Below are 15,376 nucleotides of genomic sequence, written 5' to 3' on the forward strand. Positions count from 1 at the left end.
GCGGCGACATGAACGACAATCGAGACGACACCATGACCCGACTTCCGTTGATCCTTCCGTGTGCGGCCCTGGCCGCCCTGGCATTCGCAACCGGCGCCAACGCGGCAGATGCTCCGTTTCCCGCGCGTCCCGTCAAGCTGATCGTGGCGCAGGCCGCGGGTGGCGGCCCCGATGTGCTGGCGCGGCTGATCGCGCAGGAATTGGGCGAAGCCTGGAAGCAGCCGGTCATTGTCGAAAACAAGCTGGGCGCGGCCGGCGCCATTGCCGCCGAGTACGCGGCGCGCGCCCCCGCCGACGGCTACACCCTGTTCGTGGCCAGTGCAGGCATCATGACCATCGCGCCCGCCATGGACGCCAAGCTGCCCTACACGCCTGCCGAGTTCTCGCCATTGATCCACCTGGCGTCGTTATCCAACGTGTTCGTGGTCAACAGCCAGTCGCCCGTTAAGACCATGCCCGCCCTGGTCGACAAGGCAAAACAGGCGCCGACCGGCTTGAGTTTCGCATCGATGGGGCCGGGGTCGACCGGACAGATCTCGGGCGAAATGCTGGTGCGCAGCGCGGGCGTCAAGATCGTGCAGGTGGCGTACAAAGGGGAAGCCCAGGCCGTGACCGACATCCGCGGCGGCCATCTCGACTTCATGGCGGCCGGCTTGCCGGTGGCCTTGCCGCAGGTCAAGGCGGGCGCGTTGACGCCCCTGGCCGTGACGGGATCGAAGCGGACGGCGGCCTTGCCCGACGTGCCCACCATGAACGAGTTGGGCTACACCGGGTACGACGTGTCGCAGTGGTATGCGCTGTATGCGCCGGTCGCCACACCCCGTCCGGTTCAGGAGGCCTTGACACGCGCCGTGCAGGCGGTGCTGGCCAAACCTGCCGTGCAGAAGCAGGTCATGGAGCTGGGCATGGACCTGACCAACGACGCGCAGAAAGACTTTGCCGCCTTTGACCGGGCCGAGCGCGCCAAATGGGCGGCGTTCATGAAGGCAGGCGGTGACATGGCGGCGCGGTAAGCGGGAGCGGCAAGGGCCGCGGCCGCTTGTTCCGGCTCCCCGCTCAGCCCATCGCCGGATCGCTGACCGAATGCTCGCCCGTCTCCACGCGTCCCGCGAAACGGCGATAGAACGCCGGGTCGGCATCGCACGTGACGGCAAAGTCGTACCAGCGGCCACTGTCCGCCAGCGACCAATGCTGGGTGGACGTCGCGCCGCCCGCGACCGACGCCGTCCACGGACCGTCCTTGCGATACGCCATCGACACGATGCTGAACTGCACCGGAGCCGTGCCGCCGTTCATCATCTCGGCATAGACATGGCCATTGGCGATGTCGTAGCAGACCCGGATTTCAGGCGTCGCCTTGCTCGCGGCAAGGCGGGTCGTGTCGCCCTTGAAATGGCGATGGAAGCCATTGGGCCCCAGCACCCACAAGTCGTAGCGGCCCGCGTCGGTGGCCTGCGTCGTCCACGTGTCATCCAGCGTCTTGCCCGCTTCCACGATATAGCGGCGCGGAATCCGGTCCAGGTGCAGCGCGTCGTACACATGGAACACGGCGGCGCGTTGGCCGGTATTGGAAAACAGCAACTGCACCGAACCGTTGGCATTGGCGCGGGCACTGGTGTGCAGTTCGTACGCCAGCGCGCGCGACGGCCGGACGCCACTTGCCTGCACGGGCAACTGCATGTCGGTCGGCACCGGCACCGCCGGCAACGCCTGCTGCGCCGTGCGCAACTGGTCTGCCGCATCGCGGGTGCTGCGACCCTTGAGCGTGGGCAGGGTTTCAGTGTTGGGCGTCTTGAAATTGAACGCGCTCAACAAATCGCCACAGACCGCCCGGCGGTACGGACTGATGTTCGGCTCCTGCACGCCAAAACGCGCCTCAAGAAAGCGCAGCACCGACGTGTGATCAAACACCTCGGAATTGACCCAGCCACCCCGGCTCCACGGCGAGATCACATACAGCGGCACCCGTGGCCCCGGACCATACACGCGATTATCCGGAGCCGGCTGCCCCTTGCTGCCCTGCGGCGCCGGATGGCGGAAATACTCGGCAGCCATCGCGGCATCGCTCAACGTCGACTTGCCTGCCACGGTATTGTCGGCATTCAACGACGGCGCCGATGGCGAGGGCACATGATCGAAGTAACCGTCGTTCTCGTCGAAATTGACGATCAGCACGGTCTTGCTCCACACGTCCGGATTGGCTGTCAATGCGTCCAGCACTTCCTGCAGGAACCAGGCGCCTTGCACCGGACTTGACGGCCCCGGATGCTCGCAATAGATCGATGGCGCATTGACCCACGACACCTGCGGCAGCGTGCCCGCCTTGATGTCCCGCTTGAATGCGTCCAGGTATTCCTCGGGCTTCGTGCCGGGCAGCGTATTGGCCACGCCCTTGTACAGCGGATTGCCGGCATTGTCCTTGGCGGCGTCATATGCCTTGTAGGGCAGCGCCTGGCCCGTCAGGTCATATGGCTTGCCTGGCGATCCGCCGCTGGACACCGGATAGCCCGACGCCAGATTGGCCTTGCGGAACTGCTGGAACGCGCCCAGCATGTTGTCGCCCCATTCGTCAGGCATGTTCTGGTACGAGATCCAGCTGATCCCCGCCGCCTCCAGGCGCTCGGCATAGGTGGTCCACGTGTAGCCCACATTGGCCGACGACGGCAGCCCGTCGATCGCATCCCACTCATTGTTGACGAAGGCAACGCCCTGCGCCGTCGGCCCATTGGTGCCGGTGATGTGAAAGGAGCGGTTCGCATCCGTGCCGGTGTGCATCGAGCAATGATAGGCATCGCAGATCGTGAACGCGTTGGCCAGGGCGAACTGGAAAGGGATCTCGCTTTCCTTGAAGTAGCCCATCGAAATGTCTTTCTTCTGCGTCGGCCAGTTGGTCATCCGACCGTTGTCCCACGCCTTCTGGCTGTCGACCCATGTATGGTTCGCGCCCGCCGCGCGCTGCGCGTTGTTCTTGCTGCCGTCCAGGTGATAAGGCGTCAGCACCGTGCCATTGGAACGTTCCTGCTGCCACACACTGCGACCTTTAGGTAGCGGAATCGTGATGCGATCGCCAAATCCGCGCACGCCATTAAGCGTGCCGAAGTAATGGTCGAACGACCGGTTTTCCTGCATCAGGATCACGACGTGCTCGACATCCTTGATCGTGCCGGTCGCGTTGTTGGCTTCGATGGCCAGCGCCTTGCGGATGCTGGGCGGAAACGCAGCGAGCGCGGCCGAGGCGAACCCGGCCGTGCTGGCGGCTTTGATGAATTGGCGGCGTGAGGTCATGGGGGTGGGCTCCTTGAGTCAGGGCGCGCAGCGCATGACGGCTTGCGGCTGGGACGGGGTCGAGTCATTGCCGCTGGACGCGTCGTCACCGCCGCAGGCGGTCAGACAGGCGGCCAGCAGCGCCATCGCGGCAAGGCGCGTGGCAAGCAGGGCGGAAGGCATGGAAGTGAGGACAGCGCACGTTGAGGTCGGCTACGGGGCGGCTGCATTTTTGAGTCGCCGCCCCGTGGGAAAGTGCGCGAATGGTAGAGGCGCGCCGTGACGGGGGAATGACACGGGGCTGACGGGAAGATGAATGGGGGCGCTTAGGGCGGAAGCTCGCGAATGTAGGCAGTCAGTTCAGAGATGAAAGTTCTGGTTCGTGCTGAGACCCGTCCGCCTGGGTACAACAGCCACGTTGCAAGCGAAGAGCCGTCTGAATTTACGCATTCATACTCTTCAAGCAGGCAGACCAGTTCGCCACTCGCGACTGCGGCGCGAACGGATCCGGTGCTGGCCTGGATGATCCCCATGCCGTGTCGTGCAAGCGCGATCAAAGGCAGATAGCTATTGCTGAAGAGCAGTTGATGGACCCGTTGCCGGATCACGTCCTTGCCCTTCTTGAATGTCCAATACCCATCGATGGCCTGTTGATGCGTCAGGCAGTCGTGCTCGATTAGAGCTTCAAGCGAGGTCGGTTTGCCCCGGCGCGCCAGATAGGATGGCGCCGCGCACAGGACTCGACGATAGTCCCTGATCCGGACGCCCTTGAGTGTCGAATCAGGCAAGCGGCCAGACTGGATCGCCACGTCGTAATCCCGCTTCTCGATGCCCACGATGTCATCCATGATGGCGATCGAAAAACGGATCCTTGGATACTTCTGAGAGAACGCCGCCAGGAACGCAGGGGTCAATATTGTCGATACGTATTCGCTCATGACGAGGCGCAGATTACCTGCCAATTGCCCTTGCAATGCGTCGATGTCATCGGTCAGCCGGTCATGATGGGCAAGCACGTCGCGCGCCCAGGCAAGCGTCAATACACCGGCCTCAGTCAGGTGGATTCTTCGCGTCGTCCGGTCGAACAGACGGGTGTTCAATTCCGCTTCGAGCCGGCCTATCTTGCGCGCAGCCAGCGAGGGCGCAATCTGCCACACGCGGGCCGCAGCCGAAATGCTCTGTCGCTCGACGACTTCCAAGAACAGGCCGAGCAGTTCCAGCGAGATTCTTGAGCCGGCAATGTCTTCTGTCATGGCATGGGGAGGATCGAAGGTGTGGAAGGAGCAATCGCGTGACCGTACCGCGCACCTTGCATCAGGGCAAGCGCGGCAAGGCGGGCCGACAGTCCCGTTCGCTGCACCGCGATTTGTGCAAATTCTGTCACGCCGCTAAGACGAAACGCGAGTGTTCGATCGTGCAGCCGCTCGATACCATGACTGCGCCGCCTGCCGATTTCCAAGGCCGGCGAACCAGACCCTATCGAGCGAGACAAAACAATGAAAAAGGCAGCCGGCTTGCAGCCGACATTGGAGGCACGTTCACTGACGTGGCCTACTTCGATTCGTCGACCGGCGCCATGTCCCTGGGGAAAACACTGAGTACTCCGCAGCATCTGGTTGATGGTATCGCCGACGGTGTCGGCAAAGCGGGGACCCGGTTCGCCGACGCCGAAATCTTTCTGCACGGATCGACCGTCGCGATCAACACCCTGCTCGAGCGCAAAGGTGCGAAGACAGCGTTGTTGATTACCGAAGGGTTCCGGGACGTCTACGAAATCGGCCGGATCAATCGGCCGGATGCCTACAACCTGTTCTTTGCCAAGCATGTTCCGTTAGTCGAACGGGACCTGCGCTTTGAAGTACGGGAGCGGTTGACGGCCGAGGGTAACGTCCATGTTCCCCTTGACGAATTCGGAGTGCACCGCATTTGCGACGCCCTGATCGAGCAGGGGGTAGATGCCGTGGCGATCCTGCTGCTGCACTGTTACACCAACCCCACCCACGAAATCACCGTCAAAAAAATCGTGCAGGAACGCCTGCCGCGCGCGTTCGTCAGTGCGTCGCATGAGTTGTCGCAAGAGTATCGAGAATTCGAGCGATGCTCGACCGTCGTCGCCAACGCGTATGTCGGGCCGGTTGTCAGCCGGTATGTTGCAGAGATTGAAACGCGCCTGCGCGACGAGGCGTTCCGCGGCGCGTTTCTTCTCGTTCAGTCCACTGGAGGACTGTATGAGTCGGTTCAGGCGCAGCAACACTGCGTGCGTATGCTGGAATCGGGCCCGGCCGCCGGTGTCATCGGCGCCCATGCGCTGTGCGCCGAACTCGGTCTGGCAAATGCCATTGCCTTCGACATGGGGGCACCACGGCCAAGGCCGGCGTCATCTTCGAATCAAGCGTGCTGACAACCAACGTCGCGCTGGTGGGCGGTTACAACCAGGGGTTGCCCATCCAGATTCCGCTCGTCGACGTGTTCGAAGTCGGGACCGGCGGCGGCAGCATCGCAGAAGTGGACACCTCGGGTTCGTTGCATGTCGGGCCCCGCAGCGCAGGCGCTGAGCCCGGTCCTGCGTGCTACGGAAGAGGGGGCGTGGCGCCGACCGTGACCGACGCCAACCTGGTTCTTGGGCGCTTGGGCGCAGACAGGTTCCTTGGCGGTGAGATGCTGCTTGATGTACACAGCGCGCGGGCCGCCATTGCGGACCGTATTGCCGGGCCGCTTGGATTGGACCTGTTAGCCGCTGCGAATGGCATTCTTCGCATTGCGGTCACGAAGATGTCGTATGCGGTCAAGGGCGTATCGACCGAACGTGGGCTGGATGCGGCGGCGTTCACCCTCATTGCCTACGGCGGCGCAGGCCCCCTGCACGCGTCGTCCATCGCGCGCGAGATCGGCATGAAGCACGTGATCATTCCCCGGGCACCTGGCCATTTCTGTGCGTTCGGCATGTTGCATTCAGACCTTCGCTACGACTTCGTCAAGACAACCTTCAGGAAACTGGCCGACGTCGACTTCCATGAAATCCGTGACGAGTTCGCATCCCTGGCTGGGCAAGGCAAAGCGGCCCTCGACGGCGCGGCCATTACGCCGAACGTGGTACGCGTGACGTACTCCGCCGACATGCGCTATGTCGGGCAAGAGCATTCGGTAACGGTGGTGCTCGACGCGCAGCTATTGGAACGACAAGACCGCGACGCGATCAAGCAACACTTTGACAGGGTGCATCAGCAACGTTACGGCACCTGCGCGCCAACCGAGAAGGTCGAGATCGTGACGCTGCGCGCCGCGACGACGGGTGTCATGACGAAACCCACGATGGAACGGATCGAGGCGGGCACCACCGACAGCCCTGAAGAAGCATCTGCTGGGTCCCGGCCGGTGGTGTTTTCGGACGCCAGCAGCGATGTCATGACGCCGGTGTTCAGGCGGGACAAACTGCTCGCCCACAACCGCATCGCCGGTCCGGCGCTGATCGAAGAGCACGCCTCGACGACGGTCGTCTTCCCCGGCGATGTCGTCGAGGTGGACGCTTTCGGAAATCTTCACATCAAGCTGGGAGCCACACCATGACTACTTCCATGGATAGCGCGGATGCATTGTCTGCCGAACAGGACATACCGCGTCCCGACGCGGTGCTGACGGAGATCGTGCGTAACGGCGTGCTGGCGGTGACCGAGGAAATGAAGACCAACCTCATGCGCACTGCTTACAACATGATCATCTATGAGGCCCTGGACTTTACGGTAGGCCTGTTCACGGCGCGGGGTGAGACGATTTCTATAGGGATAGGCCTGCCCAGCTTTATCCGGGGTATGGCCAATACCGTCAGGGAAAAATTGGCCAAATACGGTGTCGAAGGCATTGCGCCGGGCGACATCCTGGTCACCAATGACGCGTACATTACCGGCAGTCATCTGAACCACTTCACATTCAGTCAGCCGATCTTTTCCGGCGGCCAACTCACAGCTTGGGCGTGCTGCATGGCGCACTGGCCAGACGTTGGCGGATCCCTGGGCGGGCCCACGTCCGACATCTTTTCCGAAGGGCTGCAGATACCGATACTCAAGTATTCGCAGGCCGGACGGATCAACGGGGATCTTGTCGACATCATCAAGGCCAACGTGCGATTGCCCGACCGCGCGATGGGCGACCTGCGCGCGCAGATCGTCGCGGTAACGACCGGCACGAAACGGTTCACCGAGTTGCTGGACCGATATGGCAGGGGCAATGTGCTGGGTGCCATCGCCAATATCATGGACCGGTCAGAAGCCGCGGCGCGTGCCAGGACGCTGTCCATTCCCGATGGCGTCTACGAGGCCGAGTCGTTCATGGATGACGACGGGCTGCAGATCGGCAAACCTGTGCCTATCAAAGTCCGGGTCCTCAAACGCGGCGACGAACTGACGGTCGATCTATCCGAGGTCAGTCCCCAAGTACAGGGCTTTTTCAACTCCGGGCCGAGCACCGGTTATTCGTGCGCACAAGTCGCGTACAAGTGCCTGACGTCGCCAACCGACTATCCGATCAATGAAGGGAGCTTTCGGCCGCTCAAGGTCATCGTGCCCAGCGGCACGGTGGTCAGCGCGGTGAAACCTGCGGCGATGCGCAAGTGGATGACGTTTCCGATGACGGTGGTGGACACCATCTTCAAAGCGATGGTGGCCGCCATTCCGGAACGCACGATCGCCGCGCATCATGCCGATCTCGTTATCACGCTGTTCCACGGCATCGCGCCCGTGGACGGAAAGTTCTTCATCGGGTTCATCGGCCCGACCGGCGGCGGTTGGGGCGCGAAACACAATGGCGACGGCATGAGTGGCGTCGTGTGTTCCAACGACGGCGACACCCATAACAGCCCTTGCGAACAACTAGAAGCGAAGTACCCAATCTTGATCGAACGCCACGCACTCAGGCCCGACTCGGGCGGCGCTGGCCGTTTTCGAGGCGGGCTGGGTACGGAAGTGGTCGTTCAGGCCCGCTCGACCATTGCGGTCGACATCCAGGCCGACCGAATGCAATGTGCGCCGTGGGGACTGGAAGGCGGACTGGCTGGATTGCCGAACGACGTTCGCGTATCGATGCGAGGTGAACACGGGCAGGAGACCCTTGCCGGCAAGATTCGGAGTCAACGGCTGCGCGCAGGGGACCGTTTGTATCTTCGTGCGGGCGGCGGTGGCGGATTCGGTCCGCCCGAGGAACGGGACCCGATGGCAGTTTTACGGGACGTCAGGCACGGCTATGTCAGCGCAGGGGCCGCAAGGGAACATTACCGGGTAGTGGTCGACGATGCGGGGAAGCTTGACGAAGTTGCAACGGTAGCGCTGCGGACCCCTAGCCGGCAGTGCCGCGATGAAGCATAAAAATAATGTGGATGGAGACAACCATGATCGACTCGATATCATCTGTGACACGGCGCGCGCTGTTGGCGCTGACCTATGTCGTCCTGCAGTGCCTGACCGTTGCCGCCTTTGCCGACACGTTTCCTAGCCGTCCTGTCATGCTGGTCGTGCCCTATCCTCCAGGGGGTGGCGCCGACATCCTGGCGCGCGCGGTTGCCCAACAACTAGGCCAAGAGTGGAAGCAACCGGTGATCGTGGAGTCGAAGCCAGGGGGCGGCACGATGATCGCGGCAGACTACGTGGCACGCGCCAAGCCGGATGGTTATACCTTGCTGCTCAGTGTGACTCAGCATGCGATTGCCGTATCGCAATTCAAGAAGCAACCCTACAACTATCTGACCGACCTTGCGGCGGTGGCTTTGTTGAGCGACAGCCCTTTCATCCTGGTCGTTCCGCCGAACTCCACGGTCCAATCATTCCCGCAATTGGTGGACCTCATCAAGTCGAAAGGCAGCGCGTTAAATTTCGGGTCGTCAGGCTTGGGAAGTGTGCCGCATCTGAGCGGCGAGATGCTGAATCGTGCCTTGAATGCCAAAGCGGCGCACATTCCCTATCCGGGTACCGCACCCGCGTTCGCGGCGCTGATGGGCGGGCAGATCGATTACCTGTTTGGTGATACCTCGGTCTTGCCCAGCATCAAGGCAGGCAAGGTCAAAGCGTTGGCGGTAACGACGGGCAAGCGCAGTCCAAGCCTGCCCGACGTGCCCGCCATGTCGGAATTCCTGCCTGGCTTTTCCTTGTCATCGTGGGTGGCGATCGAGGCGCCGGCAGCCACCCCGCGGGCGGTGGTCATAGGTATCAATGCCAGCATCCAGAAGATCCTGAAGTCACCCGAACTGGTGGCGAACTATGAAGCGACCGCCAAGGAACCGTTGTTCTCCACACCGGATCAGTTCACGGACTTCAAGGTGGATGAGGTCCGGAAGTTCCAGAAGCTCATCGCCGATATCGGCATGGCGCAAGAGTGACAACGTCACTGTCCGTGCAGGCCATCTCGACGGCTGGCCGGTGGACCCGGCTGGCTCAGGGGCATATTCAACTGGCCGGCATGTCGTGCATGTGCAGCGCGGGTTTCGGAGGCATCAGCGTGGCGGACTTCGAACAGGACGTGCTCGGTTATTTGTTTGCCAAGCACGGCCAGAACCCAGCGCTTGCAGCGCTGCTTGCGCAGGCAGGATGCACCGAAGACGGTGGCGGGAACGTCCTGGTCCTGCTCCAGGCCATCGCTCAGATGACTCAGGATGGTCCTGGAACGAGACGGCTGTTGGCGGATCTGGATGCGTCCTTGCGCTCGTTCGAAGAGAGCCACGCAGGCACTACGGCAACACGTTGATCTTATCCACTACCCGTTAATGGCCGCGAACGTCGCATCAAAGCGCCCTTCACGTTCGGCGTTGCGCTGAAACAGCACGCGTTTCACCAGGATCTCGTTGGGCACTTGATCCTGTGACAGGACGTCCATGACTTCCGTGATGAAGGCATCCAAGGGCAGGGCAGCATCCCACTTGGATTGGCCCGGCGTCAGTTCCGTTGCTACCAGCGGCGGGGCGATTTCGTGGACGGCGACGGACGTATCGCGTAACTGGTGGCGCAACGATTGCGTCCACGAATGGATCGCAGCTTTGGTGGCGGAGTACACCGGGTTTTGCGCGCGCGGAACGAATGCCAGGCCGGACGACACGGTCATCAGCGCGGCGGCGGGCCGGGTGAGCAAGTGCGGCAAGAAGGCCGCAGCAAGGTGGATCGGGGCGATCAGGTTGGTGGAGATGGTGCGGTCGGCAACGTCGGTGCTGACGGCATCGGCTAGATAGTCCTCGGCTTCCATGATGCCCGCATTCAGGATCACGGCATCCAGGTCCGGCTGATCGGTCAGCACGCGGTCAGCGAATCCGGCCAGCGCATTCACGTCGGTCACGTCCAGTGCGTAGCCGGTCATGCCCGGGTGCTTAGCCAGCGTGGCGTGCAGCGTGTCCGGGTTGCGGCCAGTGATCACTACGGTGTTTCCCTTGGCTTGCAGCGCCGCGGCAAGAGCCTGGCCAATGCCTGAATTGCCGCCGGTGATGAGAATTTTCTTGTTGGTGAGTGGCATGGTGTGTCCTGGCAATAAGTGAATACTTGCCGAAGCTTAAGGAGCACACTAACCTTTCGCAAGAAGGCACCTGAAAAATCTATACCCACCCAAAAGAGAGTGAAGAACCATGCGCAGCGTTGCTGAAAAGCGCGTTCCCCACGACTTTCCGCCGACAACGCCCGAGCTGGACGCGCTGGTGAAAGAAACGATCAGCCGCGTCGCGGACAAGTGGACGATGTTGCTGATTGAGGTCCTGACGGAAAAGGGGGACTGCCGATTTACGCAGCTGGCCCGCGAATGTTCAGGGATCAGCCAGAAGATGTTGACGCAGACCTTGCGGGCGATGGAGCGCGATGGCCTGGTTACCCGCACGGTGTTTCCCGTGATTCCGCCCAAGGTGGTTTACGCGTTGACCGACCTGGGGCTGGGTCTGAGCAAGGCGTTCTGCGGAGTGTGGATTTGGGCGCAGGACAATCAGGCGACGATCGCAAAAGCACGCAATGCGTTCGACGCCCGACAGATCGAAGACAACTCCGCGGGAACCACTGCAAAAAGTTGACTACGGCAACACGTTGACCTTATCCACCAGTTCCGTCGTGAACGCCTTGCGGTAATCAACGCTCGGCGCCAGCAATTTCTCCTTGACCATGAAGTCATACGTCGCTTTCCAGCGCGCATCCGTCATCGTCAGCAGCCCCCGCTTGGCCGCGTCGCCCCCATCAACCAGCTTGGCCTGCTTCAGGGCCTTGACACCGTAATCCAGCAGCGCAGGGGTCATCTGCGGATTGTCTTTCAGGATCAACGCATTACCCGCCGCCGGATTGGCCAGGTAGCTCTTCCACCCTTCCGCGCTGGCTTGCACGAAGCGCTGCAAGGCGTCGCGTTTGGCAGTCAATGCGCTGCGGGTCGTGACCAGCGTTTGCGCGTAGGGTGGGTAGCCGTATTCACCCAAGAGAAAGACGGTGGGCTTTTGTCTGGTCTGTTGTTCGATGGTGTACGGCTCGGACGCCAGGTAACCCTGGGTGGCCGATTGTTTGTCGACCAGGAAGGGCTGGACCGAGAAGGTGTAGGGCTTTTTTGAGCGTCGGTAAAGCCGTACTTGGTCTTGAGCCAGGGCCAGAAGGTGGTTTCGCTGGCTTGGCCGATGAATAGGGTGCGGCCTTTCAGGTCGGCCAGGGTCTTGGGACCGGGATGCGACACCAGCACGGTGGGCGATTGCTGGAAGGTGGTGGCGATGGTGACCAGGGGCAGGCCTTGTTCGACGCCTTTGTAGGTCTGGAGGTCGTCCCCCATGGCGACGTCGTATTGGCCGGCCAGCAGCAATTGCATGCCGTTGACTTGCGGGCCGCCCATCTTGATCGTGACGTCCAGGCCGTGCTTGCGATAGATGCCTTCCGCAACCGCCTGGTAGAAGCCGCCGTGTTCGGCCTGGGCGTACCAGTTCGAGCCGAAGGTGAGCTTGGTGGGAGCGGTCTGGGCATAGGCGCCTGCCGGGATCAGGGCAGCGGCAAGCACGCCGAGGGTGACGGCGATGGTCGCGGGCAGGGCGAGGAAGCGCCTGGGCGTGGAGGCAGAAAGCTTGGCGGCAGAGGTCATGGGGTCTCCGGGCAAGGACGTGGGTGCGGGTAGTGGGTCAGGCGGTCGTGGGTCAACCCAGCCATCGTTCAATCAGTCCGTGGTTTCGCTGTCATGCCAGCGCGCCAGCACCATGCGTGACAGCAGGGTCATCACCGCAAACAGGATGACGCCGGCCACGGTAATGAGCAAGAGGGCGGCGAACAGGCGGGGGATGTTGATCTGGTAGCCGGCCTGCAGGATCTGGTAGGCCAGGCCGGTCTGCGCGCCGCCCGTGCCGGCGACGAATTCGGCAACGACCGCGCCGATCAGGGCCAGTCCGCACGCAATCCGCAGGCCGCCGAAGAACGCGGGCAAGGCCGACGGCAGGCGCAGGCGCCACAGGATCTGCCAGCGCGACGCGCGTTTAAGACGGAAGAAGTCGAGCAGGCCCGGGTCGACGCTGCGCAGCCCGAGCACGGTGTTGCTGATGATGGGAAAGACCGCGACGATGGTGGCGCACAAGGTCAAGGCCGCCGTGGTGTTCTGGATCCAGATGATGATCAGCGGCGCGATGGCGACGATAGGTGTCACCTGCAACAACACGGCGTACGGAAACAGGCTGGCTTCGATCCAGCGGCTCTGTACGAACAGGAAGGCGAGCAGGACGCCGATGCCTGTTGCGGCCGCCAGCGCCAGGCCGGTGATCTTGAGCGTGAACCACAGGGATTGCGCGAGCAGGGACCAGTCGCTGGCCAGTGCGTGCGCCACGTCGGTGGGCGCGGGCACCAGGTAGATCGGGACGTCCAAGGCGCGGACCAGTCCTTGCCAGATCAGCAGCAGGACGATGGCGACGATGACCGGCGCGGACCAGCGCAGTGCGGGGCTCATGGTTGCGTGTCCCCGATGCCCGCGGCGCTGAGGGCGCCCGGTTGCTGTCCCCCCGGTTGCTGGCCCTTCAGCAATGCCGCCTGCAGGCGGGCGGCGCGCATTGCGAAGTCGGGCGATCCGCGAAAGGCGGCATCCCGCATGGGCGCGTCATTGTTGACGTCTTCAACGATCCGTCCGGGCCGCGCCGACATGACCACGACGCGGGTCGACAGGTACACGGCTTCAAAGACGTTATGGGTAACGAACACCACGGTCAGCCGGTGCTTGCGGGCCAACGCCAGCAGTTCGTCGTCAAGATGCTGGCGGGTGATGTCGTCGAGTGCACCAAAGGGCTCGTCCATCAACAGCAGCCGGGGCGCGGTGACCAGGGCACGCGCGATCGACACCCGCATCCGCATGCCGCCCGACAGTTCGCGGGGAAAGGCGTCCGCAAAGTCGCTGAGGCCGACCCGTTCGAGTGCGGTAGCGACCGCCTGCGCGGCGTCGGCAGCCGAACGCTTGCCGCTGCCGCGCGTCAGGTCGACCGGCAGGCGCACGTTGGTGCGCACCGACGCCCAGGGCATAAGGGTGGCGTCCTGGAACACATACGACAGGTCGTCTTCATCGACAGCCCGGGTCAGTGTGCCCGTGGTCGGCACATCCAGCCCGGACATCAACCGCAGCAGCGTGGTCTTGCCGCAGCCCGACGGGCCGAGCAGGGTGACGAATTCGCCTTCGCGCACGGTCAGGTCCACGGGCGACAGCGCCATCACGCCCTTGGCGTAGCGGCGCGACACCCCTTGCGCATGCAGGACGACCGGCGCCTCGGGCAAGTCAGTTGCCTTGTGGCCGCAGGAAACGGACGGCGTGTTCGGTGATAGGACCGTCGTCGCTGCTGCCACAGGCGGATGCTGCCGCGGCGGGGCTGACGGGGTCCACGGCGTCGAAGGCGGTGTCCCCATCGGCATCCGGCACACCCGTCGGCTTCAGGTTGACGAAGTCGAACAGGCCGCGGTCCATGAGGTGCGAGGGCGTGACGCGGGACAGGGCATTGAAGATGTTGTCGATCCGGCCCGGGAATTGCTTTTCCCACGTGGCGATCAGCCGGCTGGATTCCTTGCGCTTCAGGTTTTCCTGCGACCCGCACAGGTTGCACGGAATGATCGGGAAGCCCTTCCAGTCCGCGTAGGCGATCAGGTCCGCTTCCTTGACATAGGCCAGCGGGCGGATCACGGTATGGCGGCCGTCGTCGGATACCAGCTTGGGCGGCATGCTTTTCAGGGTGCCGCCGTAGAACATGTTCAGGAAGAAGGTGGCGACGATGTCGTCGCGATGGTGACCCAGCGCGATCTTGGTCGCGCCGAGTTCGTCGGCCACGCGATAGAGGATCCCGCGGCGCAGGCGCGAGCACAGCGAGCACATCGTCTTGCCTTCCTTGATCACGCGCGTGACGATCGAGTAGGTGTCCTGCGTTTCGATATGGAAAGGCACGCCCAATTCGGTCAGGTAGCGCGGCAGGATGTCGTCCGGGAAGCCGGGCTGCTTCTGGTCCAGGTTGACGGCGATGATGTCGAAGTGGATCGGCGCCCGTTCGCGCAGCTTGAGCAGGATGTCGAGCATGCCGTACGAATCCTTCCCGCCCGACAGACACACCATGACCTTGTCGCCTTCTTCGATCATGTTGAAGTCGCCAATGGCGCGGCCCACTTCCCGCGTCAGGCGCTTGTCGAGCTTGTTGCGCTCACGTTCGCGCTTGAGGCGGGCGCGGGCGGATTCAGCGGCCTGGGTGTCGTTGACGTCGGCAACGACATCGCCTTGGGTCATGAGGGAAGGAACGGCGTTCATGCCAGGTCTCCACGGGAGGCCGAAATTTCGATGCCGACCGCAACGCAGTCGGCAAAGGCTTGGGGCTTGCTCACGCGCAGCTTGACGTGCTGCACGTCGGCGAACTGGGTCAGCAGACGGGCCGCAAGCCGGTCCACCAGGGTTTCGAGCAGGTTCACATGCGTGCGGGTGCACTCGTCGATGATGGCCTGGCGCAGGTGACGGTAGTCCAGCACTTCCTGGATGCCGTCATGGCGCGGAATGTCGATCATCGCAACGTCGATCTCGGCGTCGATGTGCAGCGGCTGCGTGGCGCCGCGCTCGTGGTCGAGGATGCCGATCTGGGCATCGATGGCCAGGCGGGTGAAGAAGATACGGCGGGTGCGCATGGCGTGTC

Annotated in this window: 14 protein-coding genes and 3 pseudogenes; 7 read left to right on the forward strand and 10 right to left on the reverse strand. The window is 62.8% G+C overall.

Annotated features, from left to right (window positions below):
* Positions 1-32 precede the first annotated feature (32 nt).
* Complete coding sequence (locus ACNANG_RS14360) at positions 33-1,013, forward strand: tripartite tricarboxylate transporter substrate binding protein (RefSeq protein ID WP_420223539.1); 981 nt, start codon at positions 33-35, stop codon at positions 1,011-1,013.
* A gap of 43 nt (positions 1,014-1,056) precedes the next feature.
* Here the strand turns inward: ACNANG_RS14360 and ACNANG_RS14365 are convergent, their stop codons facing one another.
* The 3 genes from ACNANG_RS14365 to ACNANG_RS14375 all read right to left on the reverse strand — a co-directional run bounded on the left by ACNANG_RS14365 (position 1,057) and on the right by ACNANG_RS14375 (position 4,517).
* Positions 1,057-3,285, reverse strand: coding sequence for a phosphocholine-specific phospholipase C (locus tag ACNANG_RS14365; protein ID WP_420223540.1), 2,229 nt, complete (start codon positions 3,283-3,285; stop codon positions 1,057-1,059).
* A gap of 18 nt (positions 3,286-3,303) precedes the next feature.
* Positions 3,304-3,447 carry a hypothetical protein gene (locus tag ACNANG_RS14370; RefSeq protein ID WP_420223541.1) on the reverse strand — a complete coding sequence of 48 codons (144 nt, stop codon included), beginning with the start codon at positions 3,445-3,447 and terminating at the stop codon, positions 3,304-3,306.
* A gap of 143 nt (positions 3,448-3,590) precedes the next feature.
* Complete coding sequence (locus ACNANG_RS14375) at positions 3,591-4,517, reverse strand: LysR substrate-binding domain-containing protein (protein ID WP_420223542.1); 927 nt, start codon at positions 4,515-4,517, stop codon at positions 3,591-3,593.
* A 179-nt stretch (positions 4,518-4,696) separates the two neighbouring features.
* On the opposite strand from ACNANG_RS14375, the pseudogene ACNANG_RS14380 reads away from it, so the two are divergent.
* From ACNANG_RS14380 to ACNANG_RS14400, 5 genes and pseudogenes are all read left to right on the forward strand, one after another.
* Positions 4,697-5,239, forward strand: a pseudogene (locus tag ACNANG_RS14380) (hydantoinase/oxoprolinase N-terminal domain-containing protein); the annotation flags it as partial.
* Positions 5,225-6,831, forward strand: a pseudogene (locus ACNANG_RS14385) (hydantoinase/oxoprolinase family protein). The pseudogenes ACNANG_RS14380 and ACNANG_RS14385, both read left to right, overlap by 15 nt.
* A complete protein-coding gene (locus ACNANG_RS14390) occupies positions 6,828-8,621 on the forward strand; it encodes a hydantoinase B/oxoprolinase family protein (RefSeq protein ID WP_420223543.1) in 1,794 nt (597 codons plus the stop codon). The pseudogene ACNANG_RS14385 and the gene ACNANG_RS14390 overlap by 4 nt, the downstream one beginning before the upstream one ends.
* 23 nt (positions 8,622-8,644) lie before the next feature.
* Entirely contained in the window at positions 8,645-9,628 is a 984-nt protein-coding gene (locus tag ACNANG_RS14395) for a Bug family tripartite tricarboxylate transporter substrate binding protein (RefSeq protein ID WP_420223544.1), read from the forward strand.
* A complete protein-coding gene (locus tag ACNANG_RS14400) occupies positions 9,625-9,993 on the forward strand; it encodes a hypothetical protein (protein ID WP_420223545.1) in 369 nt (122 codons plus the stop codon). Before ACNANG_RS14395 ends, ACNANG_RS14400 begins: the two co-directional genes overlap by 4 nt.
* 9 nt (positions 9,994-10,002) lie before the next feature.
* Here ACNANG_RS14400 and ACNANG_RS14405 read toward each other — a convergent pair whose 3' ends face one another.
* Positions 10,003-10,749: an SDR family oxidoreductase gene (locus ACNANG_RS14405; protein WP_420223546.1), complete on the reverse strand. Its 747-nt coding sequence runs from the start codon at positions 10,747-10,749 to the stop codon at positions 10,003-10,005.
* 109 nt (positions 10,750-10,858) lie between these two features.
* On the opposite strand from ACNANG_RS14405, the gene ACNANG_RS14410 reads away from it, so the two are divergent.
* On the forward strand, positions 10,859-11,290 hold the full coding sequence (locus ACNANG_RS14410) for a winged helix-turn-helix transcriptional regulator (RefSeq protein ID WP_420223547.1): 432 nt from the start codon (positions 10,859-10,861) through the stop codon (positions 11,288-11,290).
* Here the strand turns inward: ACNANG_RS14410 and ACNANG_RS14415 are convergent, their stop codons facing one another.
* The 6 genes and pseudogenes from ACNANG_RS14415 to folB form a co-directional block, all read right to left on the reverse strand.
* Positions 11,291-12,055 (reverse strand): ABC transporter substrate-binding protein, encoded by a 765-nt coding sequence (locus ACNANG_RS14415; RefSeq protein WP_420227546.1) that lies wholly within the window; start codon positions 12,053-12,055, stop codon positions 11,291-11,293. It abuts the gene before it with no gap.
* Positions 11,938-12,327 (reverse strand): annotated as a pseudogene (locus tag ACNANG_RS14420) (ABC transporter substrate-binding protein); the annotation flags it as partial. The gene ACNANG_RS14415 and the pseudogene ACNANG_RS14420, both read right to left, overlap by 118 nt.
* 72 nt (positions 12,328-12,399) lie before the next feature.
* On the reverse strand, positions 12,400-13,176 hold the full coding sequence (locus tag ACNANG_RS14425) for an ABC transporter permease (RefSeq protein WP_420223548.1): 777 nt from the start codon (positions 13,174-13,176) through the stop codon (positions 12,400-12,402).
* Positions 13,173-13,988 (reverse strand): ABC transporter ATP-binding protein, encoded by an 816-nt coding sequence (locus tag ACNANG_RS14430; protein ID WP_420223549.1) that lies wholly within the window; start codon positions 13,986-13,988, stop codon positions 13,173-13,175. The genes ACNANG_RS14425 and ACNANG_RS14430 overlap by 4 nt, the downstream gene beginning before the upstream one ends.
* Position 13,989: 1 nt before the next feature.
* The gene (gene ttcA, locus ACNANG_RS14435) at positions 13,990-15,000 is read right to left on the reverse strand and encodes a tRNA 2-thiocytidine(32) synthetase TtcA (RefSeq protein ID WP_420223550.1); all 1,011 of its coding nucleotides are present in this window, start codon (positions 14,998-15,000) and stop codon (positions 13,990-13,992) included.
* Entirely contained in the window at positions 14,997-15,368 is a 372-nt protein-coding gene (gene folB, locus ACNANG_RS14440) for a dihydroneopterin aldolase (RefSeq protein ID WP_420223551.1), read from the reverse strand. The genes ttcA and folB overlap by 4 nt, the downstream gene beginning before the upstream one ends.
* Positions 15,369-15,376: the final 8 nt, after the last annotated feature.

This window comes from Pigmentiphaga litoralis, assembly GCF_048632615.1.
In the GTDB taxonomy this organism is placed as follows: Bacteria; Pseudomonadota; Gammaproteobacteria; order Burkholderiales; family Burkholderiaceae_B; genus Pigmentiphaga; species Pigmentiphaga litoralis_B.

Bases quoted from the DNA above. Each gene is read 5' to 3' on its own strand.
- ACNANG_RS14410 (WP_420223547.1), top strand. From the start codon at position 10,859: ATGCGCAGCGTTGCTGAAAAGCGCGTTCCCCACGACTTTCCGCCGACA.
- ACNANG_RS14390 (WP_420223543.1), top strand. From the start codon at position 6,828: ATGACTACTTCCATGGATAGCGCGGATGCATTGTCTGCCGAACAGGAC.
- ACNANG_RS14360 (WP_420223539.1), top strand. From the start codon at position 33: ATGACCCGACTTCCGTTGATCCTTCCGTGTGCGGCCCTGGCCGCCCTG.
- ACNANG_RS14365 (WP_420223540.1), bottom strand. From the start codon at position 3,285: ATGACCTCACGCCGCCAATTCATCAAAGCCGCCAGCACGGCCGGGTTC.
- ACNANG_RS14375 (WP_420223542.1), bottom strand. From the start codon at position 4,517: ATGACAGAAGACATTGCCGGCTCAAGAATCTCGCTGGAACTGCTCGGC.
- ACNANG_RS14395 (WP_420223544.1), top strand. From the start codon at position 8,645: ATGATCGACTCGATATCATCTGTGACACGGCGCGCGCTGTTGGCGCTG.
- ACNANG_RS14405 (WP_420223546.1), bottom strand. From the start codon at position 10,749: ATGCCACTCACCAACAAGAAAATTCTCATCACCGGCGGCAATTCAGGC.
- ACNANG_RS14370 (WP_420223541.1), bottom strand. From the start codon at position 3,447: ATGCCTTCCGCCCTGCTTGCCACGCGCCTTGCCGCGATGGCGCTGCTG.
- ttcA (WP_420223550.1), bottom strand. From the start codon at position 15,000: ATGAACGCCGTTCCTTCCCTCATGACCCAAGGCGATGTCGTTGCCGAC.
- ACNANG_RS14425 (WP_420223548.1), bottom strand. From the start codon at position 13,176: ATGAGCCCCGCACTGCGCTGGTCCGCGCCGGTCATCGTCGCCATCGTC.
- folB (WP_420223551.1), bottom strand. From the start codon at position 15,368: ATGCGCACCCGCCGTATCTTCTTCACCCGCCTGGCCATCGATGCCCAG.